Source organism: Stenotrophomonas sp. 2YAF26, from assembly GCF_052114625.1.
Classification (GTDB): domain Bacteria; phylum Pseudomonadota; class Gammaproteobacteria; order Xanthomonadales; family Xanthomonadaceae; genus Stenotrophomonas; species Stenotrophomonas indicatrix.
Window position 1 is genome coordinate 1 of sequence record NZ_JBFRFC010000028.1, and the last position, 23454, is coordinate 23454.

A 23454-nucleotide genomic window follows, 5' to 3' on the forward strand; every position below is an offset into this window, starting at 1 on the left:
GCGCAGGGGCGTGAGCCGCATGGATGCGGCGACCGAGCTTACAGGGACGTACTTGCAGCGCCCCCTGCGCAGCCCACCCGCCCGGCCCAACTCCGGAACCTGCTCCAGACGCCAACCACGAGGGGGCTCCGCCGATGGCTGCCGACCGCGCGCCAGCGCCGCTCTCCGCCAAATCCTCGAACCATGCACTCGCTCACGGATTGACCACGCAATTGATGACAACGTTGTCCCCACCTGGCGCCGGACTCTCTCCCCGGCCCACCAGGTACCTCCGTCCGCCCCCTCCGTCGCCTTCCCGGGCGATGTCCGGACCCTGCGTTACGTGCGGCGCCGTCCTGGCCCGCGCGCCAACCATCGATCGGAGACACACCATGTACGACCCGCTTGTGCAGAGTGCCGATGTACGCAGTGCCCACCCTTCCCTTCATCGCTGTCGCCCGCGCCGTCTGGCCTGGCTGCTGGCCCTGGCCGGGGCGGTTGCCCTGCCCGGCCTGGCCCAGGCCGCCAGCTGTGCCGGCGTGGCCGAATGGGACCAGGCCAAGATCTACCGCAGTGGCGACACCCTGCAGAAGGGAGGGGTCCTCTACCGGGCGAACCAGGACATCTGGAATGCGCCGCCGGACCATCCGGCCGGGGCGCCCTACTACACCAACCTCGGCGCCTGCGACGGCGGCGGGACCAACCAGCCGCCCGTGGTCAGCCTGACCTCGCCGGCCAACGGCGCCACCTTCAGCGCCGGCAGCACGGTCAACGTGACCGCCAACGCCAGTGATGCGGACGGCAGCGTCAGCAAGGTCGAGTTCTTCCGCGATGGCAGTTCGCTGGGCGTCGACACCAGCGCGCCGTACAGCGCCAGCTGGGCCAACGCCAGCGCCGGCAGCCACACCCTGCGCGCGGTCGCCACCGACAACAACAACGCCACCGCCAGCACCGCGACCATCACCATCACCGTCAACGCGGCCAGTGGCGATACCACCGCGCCCAGCGTGCCCGGTGGCCTGGCCGTGGGTACCCGCACCGCCAGCAGCATCGCCCTGAGCTGGAGCCCGTCCACCGACAACACCGGTGGCAGCGGCGTGGCCGGCTACGACGTGTACCGCAATGGCAGTCTGGTCGGCTCACCGTCCAGCGCCAGCTATGTCGATGGTGGCCTGACTGCATCGACCAGCTACAGCTACCGCGTGCGCGCCCGTGACAACGCCGGCAACGCGTCGGCACAGGGCACGGCAGTGACCGCCAGCACCCTGGCCGGCGACGGTGGCACCACCGGCAAGCGGGTCATCGGTTACTTCACCCAGTGGGGCATCTATGGCCGCAACTACCGGGTCAAGAACATCGACAGCAGCGGTTCGGCCGCGCGCCTGACCCACATCAACTACGCCTTCGGCAACGTGCGCAACAACCGCTGCGAAGTAGGCATCACCCAGGCGTCGGACCCGAACAGCGGAGCCGGTGGCGATGCCTTCGCCGACTACACCAAGGCCTTCGGTGCCGGCGAAAGCGTGAGCGGCAGCGCCGATACCTGGGACCAGCCGCTGCGCGGCAACTGGAACCAGCTCAAGCAGCTCAAGGCCAAGTACCCGGGCATGAAGGTGCTGATCTCGCTGGGTGGCTGGACCTGGTCGCGCGGCTTCTCCAGCGCGGCGCAACCGGCCAACCGCCAGGCCTTCGTCGCTTCGTGCATCGACGCCTACATCAAGGGCAACCTGCCGGTGACCGACGGTGCCGGTGGCCCCGGTGCGGCGCTGGGGGTGTTCGATGGCATCGACATCGACTGGGAGTACCCGGTGGCCTGCGGTATCGCCTGCGGCACGCCCGAGGACAACGCCAACTTCACCGCGCTGATGGCCGAATTCCGCCGCCAGCTCGATGCGGTGCGCCCGGGCCTGCTGCTGACGGTGGCGGTCGGTGCCGGCATCGACAAGATCCGCGTCACCGATCCGGCCGCATACCACCCGTACCTGGACTACATCAACGTGATGACCTACGACTTCCACGGCGCGTGGGATGCGAAGACCAATCACCAGTCGGCGCTGTTCGATTCGCCGAATGATCCGTCCACCGGCGACCAGAAGCTGTACAACAGCAACGACGCCATCGAGGCCTTCATCAGCCGCGGTGTTCCCGCCGCCAAGCTCAACCTGGGCATCGGTTATTACGGGCGTGGCTGGACCGGGGTGACCAACGCCAACAACGGCCTGTACCAGAACGCCACCGGTGCGGCACCGGGTACCTACGAGGCCGGCATTGAAGACTGGAAGGTGCTGAAGAACCTGGCGTGGCCGGGCTACACCGACAACACCGCCGGTGCCACCTGGATCTACAACGGCAGCACGTTGTGGAGCTTCGATACACCGGCCAACATCACCCGCAAGATGGGCTACGTGAAGACCCAGGGACTGGGCGGTGCGTTCGTCTGGGAGTTCAGCGGCGACGATGCGCAGGGCACGCTGACCAAGGCGGTCAGTGATGGGTTGAAGTAAAAAAAGGCCGGGGGCGCACTGCGTCCCCGGCCTCGTTCGCGTTGCCACATCCGCCGGGCCGAGCCCGGCGGAATCGCATCAGATCAGCGGCCGCCGCCAGCCGCGCCTGCAGCCGCGCGCTTCTCCAACGCCGCACGCAGCTGCGCCGGCGGCAGGTAGCCGCCGAGCTGGGTGCCATCCGGCGCGAAGATGGCCGGCGTACCGTTCACGCCCAACTGCTGGCCCAGGGCGTACTGCATCGCCACCGGGTTGGTGCAGTTCTTCGCTGCCACCGTGCCACCACGCTTGGCATTGGTCAGCGCCTGGCGGCGATCGGCCGCGCACCAGACCGAGATCATGTCGGTGTAATCCTTGCTGCCCAGCCCCATGCGCGGGAAGGCCAGGTATTCGACGGTGATGCCGTTGCGGTTGAGCTCGGCGATGTCCTGGTGCAGCTTGCGGCAGTAGCCGCATTCGATGTCGGTGAACACGCTGATGGTGTACTTCGCGTTCGGCGCGGCGAACACGATGCGGTCGCCATGGTTGGCCTTGGCCAGCAGGTCGCGACGGTAGCCCAGCAGGCCTTCGCTGTTGGCCGGGCTCTTGGCGCGGGTGTCGTAGGGCTGCGACTGGAACAGGTAGCGGCCGTCGTCGGAGACGTACAGCAGCTGGCCGGAGACCACCACTTCACGGAAGCCCGGGAAGGGCGCGGCACCGATGTAGTCCACCTGGAAGCCGGGGTTGAGCTCGGTCAGCGCCTTGCGCACAGCCTGCTCGGCCGGAGCATTGGCCGTGGCGGCAGGGCCGGCCTTGGCTGCCGCTGCAGCGGGGGCCTTTGCGGCGGGCGGGGCGGGCTGGGCGCAGGCACTCAGGCTGAGCGCGCCGAACACGGCGGCGATGGCGAATCGGAGCATGGAGCAGTCCGCAGCAGAAAGAAGACCCCGGATTCTGACACAGCCATCCTGAGCGGTCCGCGATGCCGCGCACAGGCCCGGCAGGGGTTCAGCCGCGGGCTCAGCCGCGTGGATGATGGCGGGCGTGCAGTTTCTGCAGGTGTTCGCGTGCGACCAGCGTGTAGATCTGCGTGGTGGACAGCGAGCTGTGGCCCAGCAGCATCTGCAGCGCGCGCAGGTCGGCGCCACGGTTCAGCAGGTGGGTGGCGAAACTGTGCCGCAGGCCATGCGGACTGATCCGCGCCGGGTCGATACCGGCCACCGCCGCGTATCGCTTGACCAGGTGCCAGAAGGCCTGGCGGGTCAAGCCATGCAGCGCCGGTTCGATGAACAAGGGCGTCTGCCCGTCGGCCAGCGCCTGCACCTTGCCCTTCCCCACCAGCTGCGGTCGCGACTGCTGCAGGTAGCGTTCCAGCCAGTACTGCGACTCCTCGCCCAGCGGCACCAGGCGTTCCTTGCTGCCCTTGCCGGTCACCCGCAGCACGCCCTGGCGCAGGTTCACCGCCGTGGCGGGCAACAGCACCAGCTCGCTCACCCGCAGCCCGGCGGCATACATCAGCTCCAGCATGGCGCGGTCGCGCAGGCCGAGCGGACTGTCGATATCCGGTGCCGCCAGCAGCGCGTCGATCTGGCTCTCGGCCAGCGCCTTGGGCAGCAGCCGTGGCAGCTTCGGCGGGTCCAGCAGCGCGCTGGGATCCTCGCTGCGTTCGCCACGGCGCACGGCGTCGGCGAAGAAGGCACGCAGCGCCGACAGCAGCCGCGCGTTGCTGCGCGGCGACCAGTTGTGGCGGGTGCGCCAGGCCAGATAGTCAAACAGGCCGGCGCGCTCAACACCGGCCAGACCACCGTCGCGCCCGTCACACCAGCGCGCCAGGCCTTCAAGGTCGCGGCGATAGCTGTCCAGGGTGGCGCGGGCCAGACCGTGCTCGGCCCAGATCGCATCGAGGAAACGCTGGATGCGCTGGCTGTCCTCGCCGCGCAGCTCGGGCAATTGCTGGACCAGCTGACGACGTTCGGCGGGAGTGGAAGTGACGGCCATGCACGCAGGATACGAGGCCAACTGCGGGCACGGCCAGCATTGCGTATGCTCGGCACATGTCGAGCCCCGCCACCGATGCGGCCCACGTCGCCGCTGATACGCCCCGCCCGCGCGCGCTGCTGCTGTGGCGCCTGCTGGCGATGATCTATGACGCGCTGCCGGTGTTGGCCTTGTGGATGCTGGCCGGCACGGCCTTCACCCTGGCCTATACGTTCAGCGGCCATGCGCAGCGCGAGAACATCGCGCCTTTCAGTACCTGGCAATGGCTGCTGTGGGCGGTGTGCTGGGGGTTGACCGGGTGGTATGCCACCGCCAGCTGGCGGCGCGGTGGGCAGACGCTGGGCATGCGCCCGTGGCGCTTGAAGCTGGAATCACGCGATGGCACGCCGTTGCGACGCGGCCAGCTGTGGCTGCGCTTCGCGGTGGCCACGCTGTCGTTGCTGCTGGGCGGATTGGGCTTCTGGTGGGCCTTGGTGGATCGCCAGCGGCTGACCTGGCACGACCGCGCGAGTGCCACGCAGCTGCTGCGGATACCGAAGCGCTGACCTGTCCTGGCAGCGCCGGGCCATGCCCGGCGGACGCGGGAAATCGCACACCTTCGCCGGGCATGGCCCGGCGCTATCGGAATCAGCCCGATTTGCGCCGGAACAACAACCCGGACACGGCCAACATCACGATCGGCGGCAGCGCGTAGGCAATGCGGTAGTCGAACTTCAGCGCACCGGCCATGCGGCCGAAGAACAGCTGCAGCAGCCAGAACGCCAGCGCGAACAGGATGCCCAGGAACAGGCGCTTGCCCATGCCACCACTGCGCAGCGAACCGAACGCGAACGGCACCGCCGCCAGGCACAGCGCCAGCACATTCAATGGATAGAACCAGCGGCTCCAGTACACATCCTCGTAGTCGCGTGCGTCCAGCCCGTTGCGCTCGCGGTAGGCGATGCTGGTGCTCAGCTCGGACACGCTGAGGTTGCGCGGCTTGGCGATGCCGGTGGCCAGGGCGCCGGCGTCCAGCTTGGAATTCCACGGCTCACGGGCCGCTTCCTGGCGCGTCGCCGAGCGCTCGCCGAAGGTGTCACGGCGCACGCCGGTCAATACCCAGCCATCCTTGTCATGCTCGGCGGTGGCCGCATGGGTCAGCGTACCGATCCGACCCTCTTCGTCGATCTTGTACAGGCGCACGTCACGCAGAATCAGCCGGGTGCCCTTGTCGCCGACCAGCTGTTCTTCGCCACTCTGTGCATTGAGGAACGTGTCACCTTCGCGCGCCCACAAGCCGGAGTAACGCGCCACCGCCATGTCGGTGCCCCACTTGGCACTCATCTTCAGCGAATCGGCGCGGTTCTGGCCCCACGGCCCCAGGGTCTCGGCGCTGATCACCATCAGCCCGGTCAACAGCGACAAGGCGATCGCCACCGACACGCTCAGGCGCTTGCGCGACAGGCCCAGCGCGCGCAGCGCGGTCAGCTCCGAGGTTGCGGCCAGCTGGCCCAGGCCCATCAGCGCGCCGATCACCGCCGCGGTCGGGAACATCGTGTAGGCCCGGCGCGGCACGGTGTACAGCACCCAGGCGGCAGCATGGCCCAGCGAATAGCCGTTCTTGCCGATGTCCTTGAACTCACCGGAGAAGGCCATCAGCACGTCCAGGCCCACCAGCACCGCCCAGGTCAGCAGCACGGTACCCAGCACTGCCCGGCCCAGGTACAGATCGAAACGCATCGGTCGCAGCATCATGCGCGGGCTCCCTTCGGGCGGGCCATGCGGCCGTCACGCGCGTACATCCAGATCGCCAGTGCCAGCAGCGGCAGGGTCAGCCACCACAGGCCAAGCGCCGGCGGAATCTGACCATTGGCGATCCAGCCACTGCCGATGAACATCAGGTTGGTACCGACCATGTAGGCCATCAGGGCCAGCATCATCCGCCCATAGCGCTGCTGGCGCGGCGAACTGCGTCCCAGTGGCACGGTCAGCAGGGCAAAGGCCAGCGCGATCAGCGGCGGCGCCAGGCGACGGTGCAGCTGTGCCTGGGCCTCGGGGCGCTTGTCACCGAACAACGCGGTGGTCGGCATCAGTTCGGGGTCATCACTCTTGCGCGCTTCACTGCCGTCGGGCAGCGCCACGTCGTTGCGGGCGAAGGTCGCCAGGCGGTAATCCAGTGCACCGGCCACCGGCCCTTCCAGCTGGTGGCCATCATCCAGTTCGAGGAAGCGCTGGCGGGCGCCTTCGAAGTACATGCGGCCGCTGGCGGCGGACACCACTTCAAGGCGATCCTCCTTCTGCCGCTGCAGGAACACCCGGCCCAGCTGGCTGCCATCGGGCGAGATCGAGGCGACATAGACCACGCCACCATTGGGCAGCGGGGTGAACCGGCCCGGCTCCAGGCCGGCCATCAGCACGCTGCGGTTGGCGTCCTGGACCATCTGTTCGGCGGTGCGCCCGGCCCAGGGGCCGAGCCACAGCGAGCAGGCGCCGACCACCGCGATCACCGGCAGCACCAACATCAGCAAGGGCTTGAGCAGGCGCCGGGGGCCGACGCCGATGGCGGTGATGACCGCCATTTCCGAGTCGCGGTAGAGGCGGGCGATGGCCAGCAGCAGGCCCAGCATCAGTGCCAGCGGCAGGATCAGCGGCATGTAGACGATGAACTGCAGGCCCAGCTGCGAGAACAGCAGCTTGGCCGGCAGCCGCCCGTCGGCGATGTTGCCGAGGATGTCCACCAGCACGCCGCCCACGCTGACCACCAGCAGGACGATCAGGGTAGCCAGGAAACTCTGGACGAAATCGCCCAATAGATAGCGGTCGAGCTTCAACATGGGGCGGTGGTTTAAACTCTCAGGTTCGTTCGCGGTGCCGCCCAGTCTAGCGTCTGGGCGTAAACGGTCCGCGATTGTACGGACTTGCCAATGGAATCTGCTCAATGGCTCTCGAATTCACCCTGAACCACCTCGCTGCGGCTTCGGCCGCCGTTGACTGCCTCGTCGTCGGCGCCTATGCCGACCATACCCTGACTGCGTCCGCGCAGGCACTGGATGCTGCAAGCGGTGGCCGCCTGGCCGCCCTGGCCCAGCGCGGCGACCTGTCCGGCAAGACCGGCGCCACCACCCTGCTGCACGACCTGCCGGGCGTGACCGCCCCGCGCGTGCTGGTGGTCGGCCTCGGCGATGCCGCCCGCTTCGGCGTGCCGCAGTACCTGAAGGCAGTCGGCGATGCCGTGCGCGCGCTGAAGGCCGGCGCTGCCCGCAGCGCACTGTTCACCCTGTCCGAAGTGGCAGTGAAGGACCGCGACGCGGCCTGGGCGATCCGCCAGGCGGTGATCGCCGCCGACCACGCGGCCTACCGCTACACCGCCACCCTGGGCAAGAAGAAGGCCGACGATGCCGGCCTGGCCCAGCTGGCCATCGCCGGTGATGACGCGCAGGCCCTGGCCCTGGCCCAGGGCCAGGCCATCGCCGCCGGTGTCGAGTTCGCCCGCGAGCTGGGCAACCTGCCGCCGAACTACTGCACCCCGGCCTATCTGGCTGAAGTGGGCGTGAAATTCGCCGGCGAGCATGACGGTGCCGAAGCGGAAATCCTCGACGAGACCCAGATGGAAGCGCTGGGCATGGGCTCGCTGCTGGCCGTGGCCCGTGGCTCGGCCAACCGCCCGCGCCTGGTCGTGCTGAAGTGGAGCAATGGCGGCGACGCCAAGCCCTACGTGCTGGTCGGCAAGGGCATCACCTTCGATACCGGTGGCGTCAACCTGAAGACCCAGGGCGGCATCGAAGAGATGAAGTACGACATGTGCGGTGGCGCCAACGTCATCGGCACCTTCGTCGCTGCGGTCAAGGCCAAGCTGCCGTTGAACCTTGTCGTGGTGGTGCCGGCGGTGGAAAACGCCATCGACGGCAATGCCTACCGCCCGTCCGACGTCATCACCTCGATGTCGGGCAAGACCATCGAAGTGGGCAACACCGACGCCGAAGGCCGCCTGATCCTGTGCGACGCACTGACCTACGCGCAGCGCTTCGAGCCGCAGGCGCTGGTCGATGTGGCCACCCTGACCGGTGCCTGCATGGTCGCCCTCGGCCACCAGACCGCAGGCCTGATGAGCAAGCACGACGACCTGGCCAACGAGCTGCTGGCTGCTGGCGAGCAGGTCTTCGACCGCGCCTGGCGCCTGCCGCTGTGGGACGAGTACCAGCCGATGCTGGATTCCAGCTTCGCCGACGTCTACAACATCGGCGGCCGCTGGGCCGGTGCCATCACCGCTGGCTGCTTCCTGTCGCGCTTCGCCGAAGGCCAGCGCTGGGCCCATCTGGACATCGCTGGCGTGGCCAGCGATGAAGGCAAGCGTGGCATGGCCACCGGCCGTCCGGTCGGCCTGCTGAGCCAGTGGTTGCTGGACCAGGTCGCCCGCGCCTGACGCTGTCCCTGACCCTGGCCGGCAACCGCCGGCCGGGGCCTCGCCGGTCCAGCCGCCACCCGGCATGGATCGGCACCTGCCTCACCTGGATGCCGCCATGCCCCGCGCCGACTTCTACCTGATCGCCAAGCCCCGTTTCCTGACCGAGCCGTTGCGCCTGGTCTGCGAGCTGGCGCGCAAGGCCAACGACGCCGGGTTGTTCACCCTGGTCCTCGCCCGCGACCAGGCCCAGGCCGAAGAACTTGACGAACTTCTCTGGTCGTTCGACGACGATGCCTACATTCCGCACCAGATCGTGGGTGAGGACGTGGACGAGGAAGAAGCCCTGGTACTGATCGCCCCGCCCGGTGGCGAGGCGCCCGTGCGGCCGCTGGTGATCAACCTGCGCGACGAACCCTGGCTGGGCCAGTGCGAGCGCGTGCTGGAAGTGGTCCCGGCCGATCCGGAAGCGCGCGAACCGCTGCGCGAGCGCTGGCGCCAGTACAAGACCGCCGGTTACGACCTGAACAAGCACGACATGTAAGCCCTGCGAGGACCCCTTGATGCGCCTGCTGATCGCCCTGATTCTTCCCTGGCTGTCCTTTTTCACCATCGGCCGGCCGATTGCCGGCATCGTCTGCCTGATCCTGCAGATCACCCTGATCGGCTGGCTGCCCGCCGCCATCTGGGCTGCCTATTCGGTCAGCCAGTACCACACCGACCAGAAGATCCGGCGCACCCTCGGGTCGCGCTGATCTCCCTTCCCGCCTTGATGACTGGTTCCCCCGCATGACCCAACTCGCCTCCAGCTACGACCCGAAGTCCTTCGAGACCGACCTCTACGAGGCCTGGGAGAAGGCCGGCCATTTCAAGCCGTCCGGCAAGGGCGAGCCGTACACCATCCTGCTGCCGCCGCCGAACGTGACCGGCACCCTGCACATGGGCCATGCCTTCCAGCAGACCCTGATGGATGCGCTGGTGCGCTACCACCGCATGCGCGGCTACGACACGCTGTGGCAGGTGGGTACCGACCACGCCGGCATCGCCACCGAAATGGTGGTCAGCCGCAACCTGGCGCTGGAAGGCAACGGCGAGACCCGCGATTCGCTGGGCCGCGAAGGCTTCATCGGCAAGGTCTGGGAATGGAAGCAGCAGTCCGGTGACATCATCGAGCGGCAGATGCGCCGCCTGGGCACGTCGGCCGACTGGTCGCGCAGCACCTTCACCATGGACCCGCAGCCGTCCGAAGCGGTGATCGAAGCCTTCGTGCGCTGGCACGAACAGGGCCTGATCTACCGCGGCCAGCGCCTGGTCAACTGGGATCCGGTGCTGAAGACGGCGATCTCGGACCTGGAAGTGGAGAGCGCCGAGGAAGACGGTTTCCTGTGGTCGATCGCCTACCAGCTGGATGAAGGCCTGAGCTACGAACACGTCGAGCGCGATGCCGACGGCGTCGAGACCCTGCGCGAGACCCGCGATTACCTGGTGGTCGCCACCACCCGCCCGGAAACCCTGCTGGGCGACACCGCGGTGATGGTGCATCCGGAAGACGAGCGTTACCTGCACCTGATCGGCAAGAGCGTGGTGCTGCCGCTGACCGGTCGCCGCGTGCCGGTGATCGCCGATGACTACGTGGACCGTGCGTTCGGCACCGGCGTGGTCAAGGTCACCCCGGCGCATGACTTCAACGACTACCAGGTGGGTGTGCGCCACAGCCTGCCGATGATCAACCTGTTCACTCCGGTGGCCGCGATCAACGACAACGCGCCGGAACGTTTCCAGGGGCTGGACCGTTACGATGCGCGCAAGGCCGTGCTGGGTGAACTGGAAGACCTGGGCATCCTGGTCGAGACCAAGGCGCACAAGCTGCAGGTGCCGCGCGGTGACCGCACCGGCCAGGTGATCGAGCCGTACCTGACCGACCAGTGGTTCGTAAAAATGGACGAACTGGCGCGTCGTGGCCTGGAACTGGTCGAGGACGGATCAATCGCCTTCGTGCCGCCGAACTGGATCAACACCTACCGCCACTGGATGAACAACATCCAGGATTGGTGCATCAGCCGCCAGCTGTGGTGGGGCCACCGCATTCCGGCGTGGTTCGATGCCGCCACCGGCAACTGCTACGTCGGCCGCAGCGAAGAGGAAGTGCGGGCGAAGAACAATCTCGGCAGCGACGTCGTGCTGAGCCAGGAAAGCGATGTGCTGGAGACTTGGTTCTCCTCGCAGCTGTGGCCGTTCTCCACCCTGGGCTGGCCGAACGAGCAGGCGATGGCCGAGCGCGGTTTCGACCGCTACCTGCCGTCGTCGGTGCTGATCACCGGCTTCGACATCATCTTCTTCTGGGTGGCGCGCATGATCATGGCCACCGACAACCTGACCGGGAAGGTGCCTTTCAAGGACGTCTACTTCACTGGCCTGATCCGCGATGGCCAGGGCCAGAAGATGTCCAAGAGCAAGGGCAACGTTCTCGACCCGCTGGACATCATCGACGGCATCACCATCGATGATCTGGTGGCCAAGCGCACCGGCGGGTTGATGCAACCCCGCATGGTGGAGAAGATCGAGAAGGCCACGCGCAAGGAGTTCCCGGACGGGATCGCCGCCCATGGTGCCGATGCGCTGCGTTTCACCATCGCCGCGCTGGCCACCCATGGCCGCGACATCAAGTTCGACATGAACCGCGCCGAGGGTTACAAGAATTTCTGCAACAAGCTGTGGAACGCCAGCCGCTTTACGCTGATGAACACCGAAGGTGCGGCGTTCACCGGCGCGCCGACGCCGCGTACCGATGCCGAGCGCTGGATCCTCTCGCGCCTGGCCGCTACCACCGCCGAAGCGCAGGGTCATTTCGCCGCCTATCGCTTCGACCTGTTGGCGCAGTGCCTGTACGAATTCGCCTGGAACGCGTTCTGCGATTGGTTCCTGGAGCTGAGCAAGCCGGCGTTGAACGGTGCCGATGCCGCCGACGCCGACAGCACCCGCCACACCCTGCTGTACGTGCTGGAAGCGCTGCTGCGCCTGCTGCACCCGCTGACCCCGTTCATCACCGAACAGCTGTGGCAGCAGCTGGCACCGCGCCTGGGCCTGGCCGAAACCACGCTGTCGCTGCGTCCGTACCCGACCGCCGCCGAGTTCGAGGGCGATTTCACCCAGGCCGAGGCCGACGTGGAATGGTTGAAGGCGGTGATCAGTGCGGTGCGCCGCGTGCGCAGCGAACTGAACGTTGCCCCGTCCAAGCTGGTGCCGCTGCGCCTGCTGGCCGGCCAGGAACAGGACCGCGTGCGCATCGAGCGCTTCAGTGCCTCGCTGTCGTTCCTGCTGAAGCTGGACAGCATCCAGTGGCTGGCCGACGCACAGAGTGCGCCGCCGGCAGCCGCCGCGATCGTCGGTGAACTGAAGCTGCTGGTACCGCTGGAAGGCCTGGTTGATCTCGATGCCGAGCGCGCGCGCCTGGACAAGGAGATCAAGCGCGTGGAAGGCGAACAGGAGAAGAGCGAGACCAAGCTGGCCAAGTTCTCCGACAAGGTGCCGCCGGCGGTGATCGAGCAGGAACGCGTGCGCCTGGTCGACTGGAACAACCAGCTGGCCGGCCTGCGCGAACAGCGCGCGAAGCTGTAACGCCGCCCTGGTAGGTGCGGACCGTGGTCCGCACCGCTGTGATGTGCCAACCAAGGTTGGCACCTACCAAAGCGCCAACCCTGGTTGGCACATTCTCGAGGTCGACGCCGGGCAATGCCCGGCGTTTCCTTTTGCCACGCGTGGCATCATCGCCTGATGCCGCTTTCCATCTTCCTGCTGGTCCTCGCCGCCGCCGCACTGCACGCCAGCTGGAACGCGATCGTCAAACGCGGGCCGGACAAGTTCCTCGGCACGGTGCTCGTCACCGGCAGCGCTGCGCTGTTGTCTGCGCTCGTCTTGCCGTGGCTACCCTTCCCCGCCGCGGAAAGCTGGCCGTGGCTGGGCGCTTCGGTGCTGCTGCAGGTGACGTATTACGCGTTGGTCGCACGCTGCTACCAACAGGTCGACATGAGCCTGGCGTATCCGATGATGCGCGGCTGCGCGCCCATCCTCGTTGCGCTGGCCGGCGCCGTGCTCGGCGAACGCCTGCCGCCGTCGGCCTGGCTCGGTGTCCTCCTGGTGAGCGGCGGCATCCTGTGCATGGCCCGCGGCGCACGTGGCGGCCAGCTGCGCCTGCCGTTGCTGACGGCGGCAATGATCGCCACCTACACCCTGGTCGATGCGCAGGGCGCACGACTGTCCGGCAATGCGCTGAGCTACACGTTGTGGCTGTTCCTGCTGTCGGGCATTCCGTTGCCGTTGTGGGCGCTGCATCGGCAGCGCGGTGCGCTGCTGGCGTATGCGCGCCGGCACTGGCCGCTGGGCGTGGCCGGCGGCATCGGTACCACCGCCTCGTATGCGATGGCGCTGTGGGCGATGACCCAGGTGCCGGTGGCAATGGTATCGGCGCTGCGCGAATCGTCGATTCTGTTCGCGCTGCTGATCTCGGTGTTCCTGCTGCGCGAACGGGTACCGCGTGCACGCTGGGTGGCGGCAGCATTGATCGTGGCTGGCGTGCTGGCGCTGCGGTTGGCATGAGAACGGCGTACCAACCGAGGCGGAGATTCATCGGTAGTGCCGGCCGCTGGCCGGCAACCCTCTCCATTACAGCGGCGGCATTGTCTCCAGCTCGCCGTCCACCAGCTCGATCGCCATCACCAGCGCATCTTCGCGCCCCTGCGCAGCAGGGTAGTAGCGAGGGCGCCGGCCGATCTCGTTGAAGCCTTCGCTGTGATACAGCGCCAGGGCCGGGGTGTTGGACGGACGCACTTCCAGGAACACCCGCTGCGCGCCTCGATCACCGGCCAGGCGGACCAGTGCACGCAGCAGCTGGCGGCCCAGCCCACGCGATTGCACCAACGGATCGATGCAGATGTTCAGCACATGGGCTTCATCGGCAGCGAGGCTGAGCACGCCATAGCCGATCAACAGGCCATCGCGCTCCATGGCCAGGCCGGGGTAACCGGCGCGCAGGCAATCCAGGAAAATGCCGCGGGTCCAGGGATAGGGGTAGCCACGCACTTCGATGGCCATCACCCCGTTGAGGTCGCTCTCGCGCAGCGCACGCATCGCCACCGGCCCGGGCTGGCTGACCGCACTCATGCGGTTCCGCCCTTGCGCAGCGCGCGCAGCTGCGGCCACAACGCGCGCTTGGCAGCAGGGTCGCGACGCAGCTGTTCCAGCGGCCAGCTTTCCATCAGCGTCTGTGTGGCCGGATCGTTCGGATTGCAGCCCGAAGCACGCAACAGCGCGATCTGCAGGCGGTCAGGCAAGCGCACCAGCGGTTGGCGCGCGTTGCCGGTGGGCAGCGGACGGGCCGCAGCCGGTATGGTGTCCGGCGCCGCCACCGGCACGGCAGTGCGTGGTGGCGCGCGCTCGGGCCGAGGTTCCGGCGCCGCGTCGCGCTGGCTGGGTGCGTGCTGCATCGAAGGTGGAGCCGTGCGCGTCAGCTCAACCGGCACGGGTGCCGATGCTGCGGCTTCAGCCACGCTCAGCTGCAATGCCGCGTCCATTTCAGCGGCCAACTGGCCGTCGTGATAGACGGTGTAGCCCATGGCCTGCAGCCAGGCCTGCTGGGCCGGGGACCACAATAGGGGCAGGTCCTGGCTCACGCCGCCTCGGGCTTCTTGCGCAGGCGCTGCACGCCCCACATCACCGGGCCTGACAGGGCGTACAGGATGCCGACGACCAACAACACGCGGGGCAGATCGATCACCGCGATGGCGATGGCGATCGGCACCAGTGCCAGCACCAGGAACGGGACACGATCCGAACGTGCGCCCTCCTTGGCCGCACCTCCCTTGAAGCTCCAGAAGCGGATGCGGCTGACCATCAACAGTGCGGCGACCAGGGTCACCGCCAGCGCCACGAAGCGCAGCTCGTTGCCGTTCCAGCCCAATGTGCCATCGGCGAAGGCCCAGACGAAGGACATCATCAGGCCGGCAGCAGCCGGGCTGGCCAGGCCGACGAACCAGCGTTTGTCGACCACGGCTACCTGGGTATTGAATCGCGCCAGGCGCAGGGCCGCGCAAGCGGCGTACAGGAATGCCACCGCCCAGCCCAGGCGACCGACCAGCTCACCGTCGTATTTCAGTTCCGACAGGGACCAGTGATACATCACCAGGGCCGGCGCCATGCCGAAGCTGACCAGATCGGCCAGCGAGTCGTACTGCACGCCGAACTCGCTGCTGGTACCGGTCAGGCGCGCGACACGGCCATCGAGGCCGTCCATCACCGCCGCCACGAACACGGCGATGCTGGCATTGACGAAATCCCCGTTGGCCGCGGCGATGATGGCGTAGAAGCCAGAGAACAACCCAGCCGTGGTGAACAGGTTGGGCAGCAGGTAAATCGTGCGCGAGCGCGGCGGCGGTGTGATCGGGTCCATGGAATCCAGTTTAATCGACTTGCCAGCGGTCGGCGCCAATGCTGCAATCGGCGTTCTACGCCCATTCTGCGGAGTTTGCCATGCGTGCCCTGTCCTGCCTGGGATGCCTGCTGCTGTTGGTCAGTACCACTGCGCTGGCCGGCCCTGTCTACAAGTGGAAGGACGCCAAGGGCGTGACCCAGTATTCGGAAACGCCGCCGACCGGGGCCAAATACGAGACCCGAGCCCAGGCCAGGACGCCGGTGGCGGAAGAAGCGGCGGCGACCAGCGCCGCTCCGGTGTCCAAGGAGTGCAGCACCGCCCGCGCCAACGTGGCGCTGCTGGATGGCGGCGGCCAGGTGATGCACGACACCGACGGCGATGGCAAGGCCGATACCGCGCTTACCCCGGAACAGCGCAGCGCGCAGAAGGGCCTGGCCGAGGCAGCGATCAAGGCGTACTGCCCCCCGGCGGGTTAAGGGGGTAGCGGCCGGGCGGCGCCCGGCACCCGCCGAATCAACGTCAACGTCAACGTCAAAAGCGGGCATTCCGTGGGATGACGGGGCGGTGTCGGATTGCGGGGACGCCGTAAACCCATCCRTGGGGGCTTGGCAGCCGCATCCATGCGGCTGACACCCCGCAATCCGACACCGCCCCGTATTCGACAGTTTCCCGGTGGCCAGTAGATCCACGCCATGCGTGGATGATCTACGTTCAATTGTCGAAATATTCGATTTCGACGGAGATTCATCCACGCATGGCGTGGATCTACGTGTCGACCAAGGTCGACACCCACCACCACCAACAGCCGCGGAAATCTGTCGAAGGCGGGGTGGGTCCGGTTGCGGGGGTGTCCGCGGCATGGATGCCGCGGCCAAGCCCCCAAGGATGGGTTCACGGCCTGCCGTAATCCGAAGCCGACGATGCGCCTCTCCCAGTTCCACCTGCACACCACCAAGGAAACCCCCAGCGACGCCGAGCTGACCAGCCACCGGCTGATGCTGCGCGCGGGCATGATCCGCAAGCTCGCGTCCGGCCTGTACACCTGGTCGCCGCTGGGCCTGCGCGTGCTGCGCAAGGTCGAACGCATCGTCCGCGAGGAAATGGACCGCGCCGGTGCCGTGGAATTCCAGATCCCGACCATCCAGCCGAAGGAACTGTGGGAGCAGACCGGCCGCTGGCAGAAATTCGGCCCGCAGCTGCTGAAGATCAAGGACCGCAAGGAACAGACCTTCTGCTACAGCCCCACCGCCGAGGAAGCGGCCTGCGATTTCGCGCGCAGCGAACTGTCCAGCTACAAGCAGCTGCCGGTCAACTTCTACCAGATCCAGACCAAGTTCCGCGACGAGATCCGTCCGCGCTTCGGCGTGATGCGCGCGCGCGAATTCCTGATGAAGGACGCCTACTCGTTCCACCTGCACGACGAAGACCTCGTGCGTGAGTACGAAAACATGAAGGTGGCCTACAGCCGCATCTTCACCCGGCTGGGGCTGGACTTCCGCATGGTGCAGGCCGATTCCGGCGCGATCGGCGGTGACGCCTCGCAGGAATTCCACGTGATCGCCGACTCCGGTGAAGACGCGCTGGTGTTCTCTACCGGTTCGGACTACGCCGCCAACATGGAAGCGGCCATTGCCGCCGATCCGGCTGCGCGCGCTGCGGCCAGCGAGGCACTGCGCAAGGTCGAGACCCCGGTCCAGAAGACCTGCGAAGACGTCGCCGCGCTGCTTGGCATCGACCTGCAGCGCACGGTGAAGTCGGTGGCGCTGATTGCCGGTGAAGGCAAGGCACAGCAGTTCGTGCTGGTGCTGGTGCGTGGCGACCACGAGGTCAACGAAATCAAACTGGGCAAGGTTGCTGGCCTGGACGAGCAGCGTTTTGCCAGCGAAGCGGAGATCGCCGAATACCTCGGCAGCGTGCCGGGCTTCCTCGGTCCGGTTGCACCGGCCAAGCCGATCCGCGTGGTCGCCGATCGCGAAGTGGCGGCGATGTCCGACTTCGTCGTCGGTGCCAATGAGGCCGGTTTCCATCTGGCCGGCGTCAACTGGGGCCGCGACCTGGCCGAACCGGAAGTGGCCGATATCCGTAACGTGCGCGCCGGTGACCGCGCGCTGGATGGCGGCGAACTGAAAATCGCCCGTGGCATCGAAGTCGGCCACGTGTTCCAGCTGGGCCGCACCTATGCCAAGGCGCTCGATGCCACCGTGCTGGACGAGAATGGCAAGGCTGCGGTGATGACGATGGGCTGCTACGGCATCGGCATTTCGCGTGTGGTCGCCGCAGCCATCGAGCAGAACCACGATGACGCCGGCATCATCTGGCCCGACGCCATGGCGCCGTGGCAGGTGGTGGTCTGCGTGATCAATCCGAAGGGCGACGCGGGCGTGGCCGATGCCGCTGCAGGTCTGCTGCAGGAGCTGCGCGACGCCGGTCTGGATGCCGCACTCGACGACCGCGGCCTGCGCCCGGGCGCGATGTTCGCCGACATGGAACTGATCGGCATCCCGCACCGGGTGGTGGTCAGCGAGCGCGGCCTGGCCGCAGGTACCTTCGAGTACCGCTCGCGCCGCGCGGCCGAAGCGGAGAGCCTGGACAAGGCCGCCCTGCTGCAGCGCCTGCAGGGTTGATCGGAAAAGACCGGGGTATACCCCGGTCTTTTTTTGCCGGATGGCCGCCCCCGGAAAATCGCAGCGGACATAATCCGGTCAAAATGGTCGCAACCGGGCCAGCCAGCCGACAGACGGTGACCTCAACTGTTTGTGCTGGGATTAATTCCTCATTACTCTGTCCCGCGACGCCACGGACCGGCTCGTCCCTGTCCCTAAATTAGTTTCTGGAGTAATCGTTGATGAGCATCGACCTGACCGGCCTGTCGGCACGTGAGCTGGGCGCATTGATCCGCACAGCCAAGAAGCAGCAGACCATCGTCGCCAAGCGTCGCCCGATCACCAAGGTGCGTGCCCAGCTGAGCAAGCTGGCCAAGACCGAGGGTTACACCATCGAGGAACTGTTCGGTGGTGAACCCGCACCGCGTGCGCGCAAGGTCGCCAAGGCCACCAAGGCCCCGTCCAAGACCGCCGGCCGCAAGCTGGGCAAGGTTGCGCCGAAGTACCGCAACCCGGCCAACCCGAAGGAAACCTGGACCGGTCGTGGCAAGCAGCCGCGCTGGATGGCCGAGCTGACCGCCAAGGGCAGCAAGAAGCCGGAAGATTTCCTGATCAAGAAGGCCTGAGGCCGGCTGCAGCAGGAATGAAAAACGCCGGCGAAAGCCGGCGTTTTTCATTCAAGGTGTGTGGACCAACGGTCCACACCTACAGGGTCTTGCGCGCCGGCATCAGCAGGTTGCCGAACAGCAGGCCGGCGACCAGCGCCATCACCACGTTCAACACGGTCAGGAACACGCTCTGGCCGGCGCCCACGTCCTGTTGCTGGACCAGGGTCAGCACGCCCCGCAGGCTGGTGCTGCCAGGCACCATCATGATGATGCCCGGCAGGCGGATGATCGCGCCGGGACGGCCGACCACGCGTCCGAACAGGTTGCCGCCGGCGGTCAGCAGCATCGCCGACAGGAAGATGCCGGCCGGCGTCCCCCAGGCATGACCACCAAACTTGGAGATCGCGTAGCCGGCCACCGAGGCGGCGATCACCCACGGATAGTCGCGGCGGTTGGCCTTGAACAACATCGCGAAGGCGAACGCCGCCGTCAGCAGCGAGCCCCACTCCACCCACGGCCCCTGTGGCCGCGAGGCACGGATCATCGGGTCCAGCCCCAGCACATCGGCCAGGGTCACCGCGATCATCGCGCCGACACTGAGCTTCATGATCGTGGTCAACGCGCCGGCAAAGCGCGCGGTGCCGGACACCCAGTGCTGGCTGGCCAGTTCATTGACCGCATTGGTCAGTGACATGCCCGGCAGCAGCACCACCAGCGAGGCGATGATCACCGTGTTGAGATTCAGGGCACCCACGAACGTGGCAACCACGGTAGCAACCAGGCCGGCCAGCAGCGCCGCCAGTGCTTCGGCCGCTTCCCGGCTGGCCGGGCGCTTGTCGGTGACCATGCCGAGCAGGCCGATCAACAGGCCGATGACGCCGGCGGTGGCGATGTCCAGCCACGGCAGCTTCCACATGCCCGCCACGCCGGCCGCACCGAGGGTGAAGGACAGGATGGTGCGCAGCTTGCCGCGCCGGCCCGGATCCTTGTCCAGCTGGCGCAGCGCGGTGTGGCCCTGGGCAATGCTCATGCGGCCATTGGCCACTTCTTCGGCGATCCCGTCAGCCACGCTGAGCTTGTGCAGGTCGTTCTCGCCGGGCGCCAAGCGGATCACCCGGGTGATGTCACTGGAGCCGATGGCCTGCGCCGGATCGCTGAAACTGAGGATGATGCCGGTGGGGTTCGACCACGGTTCACAATCCAGATCAAGCTGCCGGGCCAATGCAACCACCGCCGCTTCCAGGCGCTGGGCCGTTGTGCCGTAGCTGTGCAGGCGGCCGGCGATCTCGGAAACGAAGGCCACGCGCTGCGCGTAGGTGGCCTGGGGCGTGGGGATCGTGTGAGCGTCTGCGGACATGCGCCGTAGTATTACCTACGTCAGGCTCTGCTGGAGAAATTCATCCTGGTTCGACGCGACGTGCAATTCAGAACGGTTATGCTGCGACCCGAATGGCCCCCATGACCCCGACCCACGCCCCCCAGCTCGAACAGGACGCTCAGGATCCGGGACTGATCCGGCTGTCCGGCCACTGGACCCTGAAGACCGCGCTGGCCGCGGCCGAAGTGCTGCGTGGCGTTCCGGACACGCTGACCGGCATCGACGCCACCGGCATCGAGCTGCTCGACTCGGCCGGCGTGCTGCAGGTGCTGCGCGTCGCCCATCGTGCCGATCTCGGCGAGCACGCGCTGCAGTTCCGCCCGGACCACCAGGCGCTGGTGTGCACCATCGAAGAAGTGGCCGACGACCGTCCGAAGCCGAAGCGCGACTTCGGCGTGCTGGCGGCGCTGGAGCGGCTGGGCGTCAGCGTCCACGCCACGGGCCACAACATCAAGGCGCTGTGCAGCTTCCTCGGTGAGAACCTGGTCAAGGCCGCACGCCTGGTCAAGGAACCCCGACGTTTCCGCCTGACCGCGACCGTCCATCAAATGGAGCAGGTCGGGCTGGACGCAGTACCGCTGGTGGCACTGCTGTCCTATCTGGTCGGTGCGGTGATCGCCTTCCTCGGCTCGACCATCCTGCGCGATTTCGGCGCGGAGATCTTCGTGGTCGAGCTGGTCAACATCGCCTTCCTGCGCGAATTCGCCGTGCTGCTGACCGCGATCGTGCTGGCCGGCCGTACCGCCAGTGCCTTCACCGCGCAGATCGGTGCAATGAAGGCACGCGAGGAAATCGATGCGATGCGTACCCTGGGGCTCGACCCCATCGACCTGCTGGTGCTGCCGCGCCTGGTCGCGCTGCTGGTGACGCTCCCGCTGCTGACCTTCATCGCGATGGTCGCCGGCCTGGCTGGCGGCATCACCGTCGGCGCGTTCGACCTCGACATTCCGCCGCAGATGTACATCGCGCGCATGCACGACACGATGGAAGTGCGGCACATGCTGGTGGGCCTGTCCAAGGCGCCGGTATTTGCGCTGGTGATCGGCCTGATCGGTTGCCTGGAAGGCCTGAAGGTGGAAGGCACCGCACAGTCGGTCGGCGAGCGCACCACCTCCAGCGTGGTGCAGACGATCTCGCTGGTGATCATCATCGACGCCTTCGCGGCGTTGTGGTTCATGCACATGGACTGGTGACATGAGCACGCATCCGATCCCCGAAGAAGTGCCCATGCAGGACGACGACGGCCACGACCTGGCCATCCGCGTGCGCGGGCTGGTCAACCGCTTTGGCAGCCAGACCGTGCATGAAGGGCTGGACCTGGACGTGCGCCGTGGCGAGATCCTTGGCGTGGTGGGCGGTTCGGGCACCGGCAAATCGGTGCTGATGCGCTCGATCCTCGGACTGCGCGTGCCGGATGAAGGGCAGATCGAAGTGCTCGGCCGCGACGCGCGCGCCGATGACGCCGAGAGCCGCCTGCACATCGAACGCAATACCGGCGTGCTGTTCCAGGACGGCGCCCTGTTCTCGTCGCTGACCGTGGGCGAGAACGTGCAGGTGCCGCTGAAGGAACACCACCGCGAACTGCCCGAGCGCTGGCACTACGAGCTGGCCCTGCTGAAGGTGAAACTGGCCGGCCTGCCCGCCGATGCGATCAACAAGCTGCCCTCGCAGCTGTCTGGCGGCATGCGCAAGCGCGCCGGCCTGGCACGTGCGCTGGCGCTGGATCCGCCGCTGCTGTTCCTGGATGAACCCACCGCCGGGCTGGACCCGATCGGTGCGGCCGCGTTCGACCGGCTGATCAAGACCCTGCAGGAAGCGCTGGGGCTGACCGTGTTCCTGATCACCCACGACCTGGACACGCTGTATGCCATCTGCGACCGGGTGGCGGTCATCGCCGACCGCAAGGTGGTGGCCAATGCGCCGCTGCCGGAAATCGAGAGACTGGATCATCCGTGGATCCAGGAATACTTCCACGGACCCCGCGCGCGCGCCGCGCGTGGCGAACAGATCGAGAGTGCCTGAGCCATGGAAACGAAAGCCAACTACGTGCTGATCGGCGCGTTCACCCTGATCACCGGCCTGGCCCTGCTGGCCTTCGGCCTGTGGGCCGCCAAGTACTCCTCCGACCGTACCTGGCAGGAATACCGGGTGGTGTTCCGCGAAGCGGTGACCGGCCTGTCGGTCGGCAGCCCGGTGCAGTACAACGGCATCGCGGTGGGCTCGATCACCGAACTGAACCTGGTGCCGGACGATCCGCGCCAGGTGGTCGCGCGCATCCGCCTGAACTCGACCACGCCGGTCAAGACCGATACCCGCGCCAAGCTGGCGATCACCAGCCTGACCGGTCCGTCGATCATCCAGCTCAGCGGCGGCACGCCGCAGTCGCCGGCACTGACCACGGTCAACAAGGACCCGGCACCGATCATCCCGACCACGCCGTCGGCGCTGCAGAACATCACCGACGTGGCCAACCGCATCGTCGAGCGCATGGACCAGATCCTCAGCGACCGCAACGTCGCCTCGATCAACGCCACCCTGGCCAACCTGGAAACGATCAGTGGCGGCCTGGCCGACCGCGACCAGGGCACGCAGTCACTGCTGCTCAGCGCGCGCGATGCCGCGCGCAGCCTGGACACCACCCTGAAGACCACCAACGGCACCATCGAGCGCCTGGACAAGAACCTGGTGCAGCAGCTGCCGGGCATCATCGACAAGCTCGACGCCACCCTGGCCAAACTTGATTCGGCCGCCGGCAATGCCGATTCGATCCTTGGCGAGAACCGCGCCGCCATCAACAGCTTCGCCAATGACGGCCTGGGCCAGCTCGGCCCGACCCTGGGTGAACTGCGTGGTCTGATCCGCGACCTGCGCCGGGTCAGCGACCGCCTCGAGAACAATCCCGCGCGCTACCTGCTCGGCCGCGACGCCCCGAAGGAGTTCGAACCCAAATGAGCCCGACCACCCTTCCGCGCCTGCTGCTGGCCGCGTCGCTGGCCACCCTGCTGGGTGGCTGCTCGATCCTCGGCAGCGGCGACAAGAATCCCGTCACCCTCTATTCGCCGGCTGTGCAGGTCAAGGTCGACCCCAGCTGGCCGCAAGCCGACTGGCAACTGGTGCTGGCCAAGCCCAGCGCCGCGCGCATGGTCGACAGCCCCCGCATCAACGTGCGGCCGACGCCGTCTGAGCTGGAGATCTACAAGGGCGCCAGCTGGGCGCAGCCGGCCACCGACATGATCGAGGACACCCTGCTGCGCGGCTTCGAGGATTCCGGCCGCATCCACGGCGTGGCCCGCGTCGCCGCCGGCATCCGCGCCGACTACAAGCTGTCCACCGACGTCCGTCGCTTCGAATCGGACTACCAGGGCCAGCCCACGCCGACGGTCGTCATCGAGATAAACGCCAAGCTGATCGACGTGACCAGCCAGCGAGTGGTCGCCGACCGTACCTTCCGCCAGCTGCAGCCGGTGGGCAGCACCGACGTGTCGGCCGTAGCCGCCGCCTTCGAGCGTGGCCTGCAGCAGGTGGCCCAGGACGTAGTGGGCTGGACGCTGACCAGCGGGCAGAATGACAAGCAGGCGCTGCAGCGCTGAGGTTGCCCGGCGA

At 67.2% G+C, this 23454-nt stretch carries 22 protein-coding genes; 14 read left to right on the forward strand and 8 right to left on the reverse strand.

Translation table 11 applies throughout. The features are described from left to right. Positions 1-371 precede the first annotated feature (371 nt). Positions 372-2483, forward strand: a complete 2112-nt coding sequence (locus tag AB4Y98_RS20030) for a glycosyl hydrolase family 18 protein (protein ID WP_394197697.1) — start codon at positions 372-374, stop codon at positions 2481-2483. Positions 2484-2566: 83 nt separating this feature from the next. Here the strand turns inward: AB4Y98_RS20030 and AB4Y98_RS20035 are convergent, their stop codons facing one another. Both AB4Y98_RS20035 and xerD read right to left on the reverse strand, forming a co-directional pair. Beyond that, positions 2567-3376, reverse strand: a complete 810-nt coding sequence (locus AB4Y98_RS20035; protein ID WP_313251767.1) for a thioredoxin fold domain-containing protein — start codon at positions 3374-3376, stop codon at positions 2567-2569. Positions 3377-3476: 100 nt separating this feature from the next. Next, on the reverse strand, positions 3477-4454 hold the full coding sequence (gene xerD / locus AB4Y98_RS20040) for a site-specific tyrosine recombinase XerD (protein ID WP_033830309.1): 978 nt from the start codon (positions 4452-4454) through the stop codon (positions 3477-3479). Between the two features lie 56 nt (positions 4455-4510). Between xerD and AB4Y98_RS20045 the strand changes: the two genes are divergently transcribed. Next, positions 4511-4999 carry an RDD family protein gene (locus AB4Y98_RS20045; RefSeq protein ID WP_312787780.1) on the forward strand — a complete coding sequence of 163 codons (489 nt, stop codon included), beginning with the start codon at positions 4511-4513 and terminating at the stop codon, positions 4997-4999. Between the two features lie 82 nt (positions 5000-5081). Here AB4Y98_RS20045 and lptG read toward each other — a convergent pair whose 3' ends face one another. Both lptG and lptF read right to left on the reverse strand, forming a co-directional pair. Beyond that, a complete protein-coding gene (gene lptG / locus AB4Y98_RS20050) occupies positions 5082-6188 on the reverse strand; it encodes an LPS export ABC transporter permease LptG (protein WP_025879356.1) in 1107 nt (368 codons plus the stop codon). Then, a complete protein-coding gene (lptF, locus tag AB4Y98_RS20055; protein WP_442245014.1) occupies positions 6185-7267 on the reverse strand; it encodes an LPS export ABC transporter permease LptF in 1083 nt (360 codons plus the stop codon). Before lptF ends, lptG begins: the two co-directional genes overlap by 4 nt. Before the next feature lie 104 nt (positions 7268-7371). Between lptF and AB4Y98_RS20060 the strand changes: the two genes are divergently transcribed. The 5 genes from AB4Y98_RS20060 (at position 7372) to AB4Y98_RS20080 (ending at position 13431) form a co-directional block, all read left to right on the forward strand. Next, positions 7372-8856, forward strand: coding sequence for a leucyl aminopeptidase (locus AB4Y98_RS20060; RefSeq protein WP_363729731.1), 1485 nt, complete (start codon positions 7372-7374; stop codon positions 8854-8856). 97 nt (positions 8857-8953) lie between these two features. After that, the gene (locus tag AB4Y98_RS20065) at positions 8954-9379 is read left to right on the forward strand and encodes a DNA polymerase III subunit chi (protein ID WP_025879359.1); all 426 of its coding nucleotides are present in this window, start codon (positions 8954-8956) and stop codon (positions 9377-9379) included. Positions 9380-9398: 19 nt separating this feature from the next. Further along, on the forward strand, positions 9399-9590 hold the full coding sequence (locus AB4Y98_RS20070) for a YqaE/Pmp3 family membrane protein (protein WP_033830305.1): 192 nt from the start codon (positions 9399-9401) through the stop codon (positions 9588-9590). A 34-nt stretch (positions 9591-9624) separates the two neighbouring features. After that, positions 9625-12453 (forward strand): valine--tRNA ligase, encoded by a 2829-nt coding sequence (locus tag AB4Y98_RS20075; protein ID WP_442245015.1) that lies wholly within the window; start codon positions 9625-9627, stop codon positions 12451-12453. Positions 12454-12609: 156 nt separating this feature from the next. Further along, positions 12610-13431, forward strand: coding sequence for an EamA family transporter (locus tag AB4Y98_RS20080; RefSeq protein ID WP_223494183.1), 822 nt, complete (start codon positions 12610-12612; stop codon positions 13429-13431). 66 nt (positions 13432-13497) lie between these two features. On the opposite strand, the gene rimI is transcribed toward AB4Y98_RS20080, so the two are convergent. The 3 genes from rimI to pssA are packed head-to-tail and all read right to left on the reverse strand — an operon-like array spanning position 13498 to position 15280. Next, positions 13498-13995 (reverse strand): ribosomal protein S18-alanine N-acetyltransferase, encoded by a 498-nt coding sequence (rimI, locus tag AB4Y98_RS20085; protein WP_223494182.1) that lies wholly within the window; start codon positions 13993-13995, stop codon positions 13498-13500. Further along, positions 13992-14504 (reverse strand): hypothetical protein, encoded by a 513-nt coding sequence (locus tag AB4Y98_RS20090; RefSeq protein WP_313251757.1) that lies wholly within the window; start codon positions 14502-14504, stop codon positions 13992-13994. The genes rimI and AB4Y98_RS20090 overlap by 4 nt, the downstream gene beginning before the upstream one ends. After that, positions 14501-15280 carry a CDP-diacylglycerol--serine O-phosphatidyltransferase gene (pssA, locus tag AB4Y98_RS20095; protein WP_100462840.1) on the reverse strand — a complete coding sequence of 260 codons (780 nt, stop codon included), beginning with the start codon at positions 15278-15280 and terminating at the stop codon, positions 14501-14503. The genes AB4Y98_RS20090 and pssA overlap by 4 nt, the downstream gene beginning before the upstream one ends. An 80-nt stretch (positions 15281-15360) precedes the next feature. Here pssA and AB4Y98_RS20100 point away from each other — a divergent pair, with 80 nt between their 5' ends. The 3 genes from AB4Y98_RS20100 to AB4Y98_RS20110 all read left to right on the forward strand — a co-directional run bounded on the left by AB4Y98_RS20100 (position 15361) and on the right by AB4Y98_RS20110 (position 18491). Continuing rightward, a complete protein-coding gene (locus tag AB4Y98_RS20100) occupies positions 15361-15738 on the forward strand; it encodes a DUF4124 domain-containing protein (RefSeq protein WP_442245016.1) in 378 nt (125 codons plus the stop codon). A 444-nt stretch (positions 15739-16182) separates the two neighbouring features. Next, on the forward strand, positions 16183-17886 hold the full coding sequence (locus AB4Y98_RS20105; RefSeq protein WP_442245017.1) for a proline--tRNA ligase: 1704 nt from the start codon (positions 16183-16185) through the stop codon (positions 17884-17886). A 221-nt stretch (positions 17887-18107) separates the two neighbouring features. Next, positions 18108-18491, forward strand: coding sequence for an H-NS histone family protein (locus AB4Y98_RS20110; RefSeq protein WP_089238647.1), 384 nt, complete (start codon positions 18108-18110; stop codon positions 18489-18491). Positions 18492-18570: 79 nt separating this feature from the next. Here AB4Y98_RS20110 and AB4Y98_RS20115 read toward each other — a convergent pair whose 3' ends face one another. Then, a complete protein-coding gene (locus AB4Y98_RS20115; protein WP_025878492.1) occupies positions 18571-19830 on the reverse strand; it encodes a threonine/serine ThrE exporter family protein in 1260 nt (419 codons plus the stop codon). Between the two features lie 92 nt (positions 19831-19922). On the opposite strand from AB4Y98_RS20115, the gene AB4Y98_RS20120 reads away from it, so the two are divergent. The 4 genes from AB4Y98_RS20120 to AB4Y98_RS20135 are packed head-to-tail and all read left to right on the forward strand — an operon-like array spanning position 19923 to position 23441. Continuing rightward, the gene (locus AB4Y98_RS20120) at positions 19923-21044 is read left to right on the forward strand and encodes an MlaE family ABC transporter permease (protein WP_176429855.1); all 1122 of its coding nucleotides are present in this window, start codon (positions 19923-19925) and stop codon (positions 21042-21044) included. Position 21045: 1 nt separating this feature from the next. Then, a complete protein-coding gene (locus AB4Y98_RS20125) occupies positions 21046-21873 on the forward strand; it encodes an ABC transporter ATP-binding protein (RefSeq protein ID WP_053442492.1) in 828 nt (275 codons plus the stop codon). Between the two features lie 3 nt (positions 21874-21876). After that, a complete protein-coding gene (locus tag AB4Y98_RS20130) occupies positions 21877-22803 on the forward strand; it encodes an MlaD family protein (protein ID WP_100551507.1) in 927 nt (308 codons plus the stop codon). After that, positions 22800-23441 carry an ABC-type transport auxiliary lipoprotein family protein gene (locus AB4Y98_RS20135; RefSeq protein ID WP_428704004.1) on the forward strand — a complete coding sequence of 214 codons (642 nt, stop codon included), beginning with the start codon at positions 22800-22802 and terminating at the stop codon, positions 23439-23441. Before AB4Y98_RS20130 ends, AB4Y98_RS20135 begins: the two co-directional genes overlap by 4 nt. Positions 23442-23454 lie beyond the last annotated feature (13 nt).

Coding starts and splice junctions, on each gene's coding strand:
- AB4Y98_RS20030 (WP_394197697.1), top strand. CDS start 372: ATGTACGACCCGCTTGTGCAGAGTGCCGATGTACGCAGTGCCCACCCT.
- AB4Y98_RS20035 (WP_313251767.1), bottom strand. CDS start 3,376: ATGCTCCGATTCGCCATCGCCGCCGTGTTCGGCGCGCTCAGCCTGAGT.
- xerD (WP_033830309.1), bottom strand. CDS start 4,454: ATGGCCGTCACTTCCACTCCCGCCGAACGTCGTCAGCTGGTCCAGCAA.
- AB4Y98_RS20045 (WP_312787780.1), top strand. CDS start 4,511: ATGTCGAGCCCCGCCACCGATGCGGCCCACGTCGCCGCTGATACGCCC.
- lptG (WP_025879356.1), bottom strand. CDS start 6,188: ATGATGCTGCGACCGATGCGTTTCGATCTGTACCTGGGCCGGGCAGTG.
- lptF (WP_442245014.1), bottom strand. CDS start 7,267: ATGTTGAAGCTCGACCGCTATCTATTGGGCGATTTCGTCCAGAGTTTC.
- AB4Y98_RS20060 (WP_363729731.1), top strand. CDS start 7,372: ATGGCTCTCGAATTCACCCTGAACCACCTCGCTGCGGCTTCGGCCGCC.
- AB4Y98_RS20065 (WP_025879359.1), top strand. CDS start 8,954: ATGCCCCGCGCCGACTTCTACCTGATCGCCAAGCCCCGTTTCCTGACC.
- AB4Y98_RS20070 (WP_033830305.1), top strand. CDS start 9,399: ATGCGCCTGCTGATCGCCCTGATTCTTCCCTGGCTGTCCTTTTTCACC.
- AB4Y98_RS20075 (WP_442245015.1), top strand. CDS start 9,625: ATGACCCAACTCGCCTCCAGCTACGACCCGAAGTCCTTCGAGACCGAC.
- AB4Y98_RS20080 (WP_223494183.1), top strand. CDS start 12,610: ATGCCGCTTTCCATCTTCCTGCTGGTCCTCGCCGCCGCCGCACTGCAC.
- rimI (WP_223494182.1), bottom strand. CDS start 13,995: ATGAGTGCGGTCAGCCAGCCCGGGCCGGTGGCGATGCGTGCGCTGCGC.
- pssA (WP_100462840.1), bottom strand. CDS start 15,280: ATGGACCCGATCACACCGCCGCCGCGCTCGCGCACGATTTACCTGCTG.
- AB4Y98_RS20100 (WP_442245016.1), top strand. CDS start 15,361: ATGCGTGCCCTGTCCTGCCTGGGATGCCTGCTGCTGTTGGTCAGTACC.
- AB4Y98_RS20105 (WP_442245017.1), top strand. CDS start 16,183: ATGCGCCTCTCCCAGTTCCACCTGCACACCACCAAGGAAACCCCCAGC.
- AB4Y98_RS20110 (WP_089238647.1), top strand. CDS start 18,108: ATGAGCATCGACCTGACCGGCCTGTCGGCACGTGAGCTGGGCGCATTG.
- AB4Y98_RS20115 (WP_025878492.1), bottom strand. CDS start 19,830: ATGTCCGCAGACGCTCACACGATCCCCACGCCCCAGGCCACCTACGCG.
- AB4Y98_RS20120 (WP_176429855.1), top strand. CDS start 19,923: ATGGCCCCCATGACCCCGACCCACGCCCCCCAGCTCGAACAGGACGCT.
- AB4Y98_RS20125 (WP_053442492.1), top strand. CDS start 21,046: ATGAGCACGCATCCGATCCCCGAAGAAGTGCCCATGCAGGACGACGAC.
- AB4Y98_RS20130 (WP_100551507.1), top strand. CDS start 21,877: ATGGAAACGAAAGCCAACTACGTGCTGATCGGCGCGTTCACCCTGATC.
- AB4Y98_RS20135 (WP_428704004.1), top strand. CDS start 22,800: ATGAGCCCGACCACCCTTCCGCGCCTGCTGCTGGCCGCGTCGCTGGCC.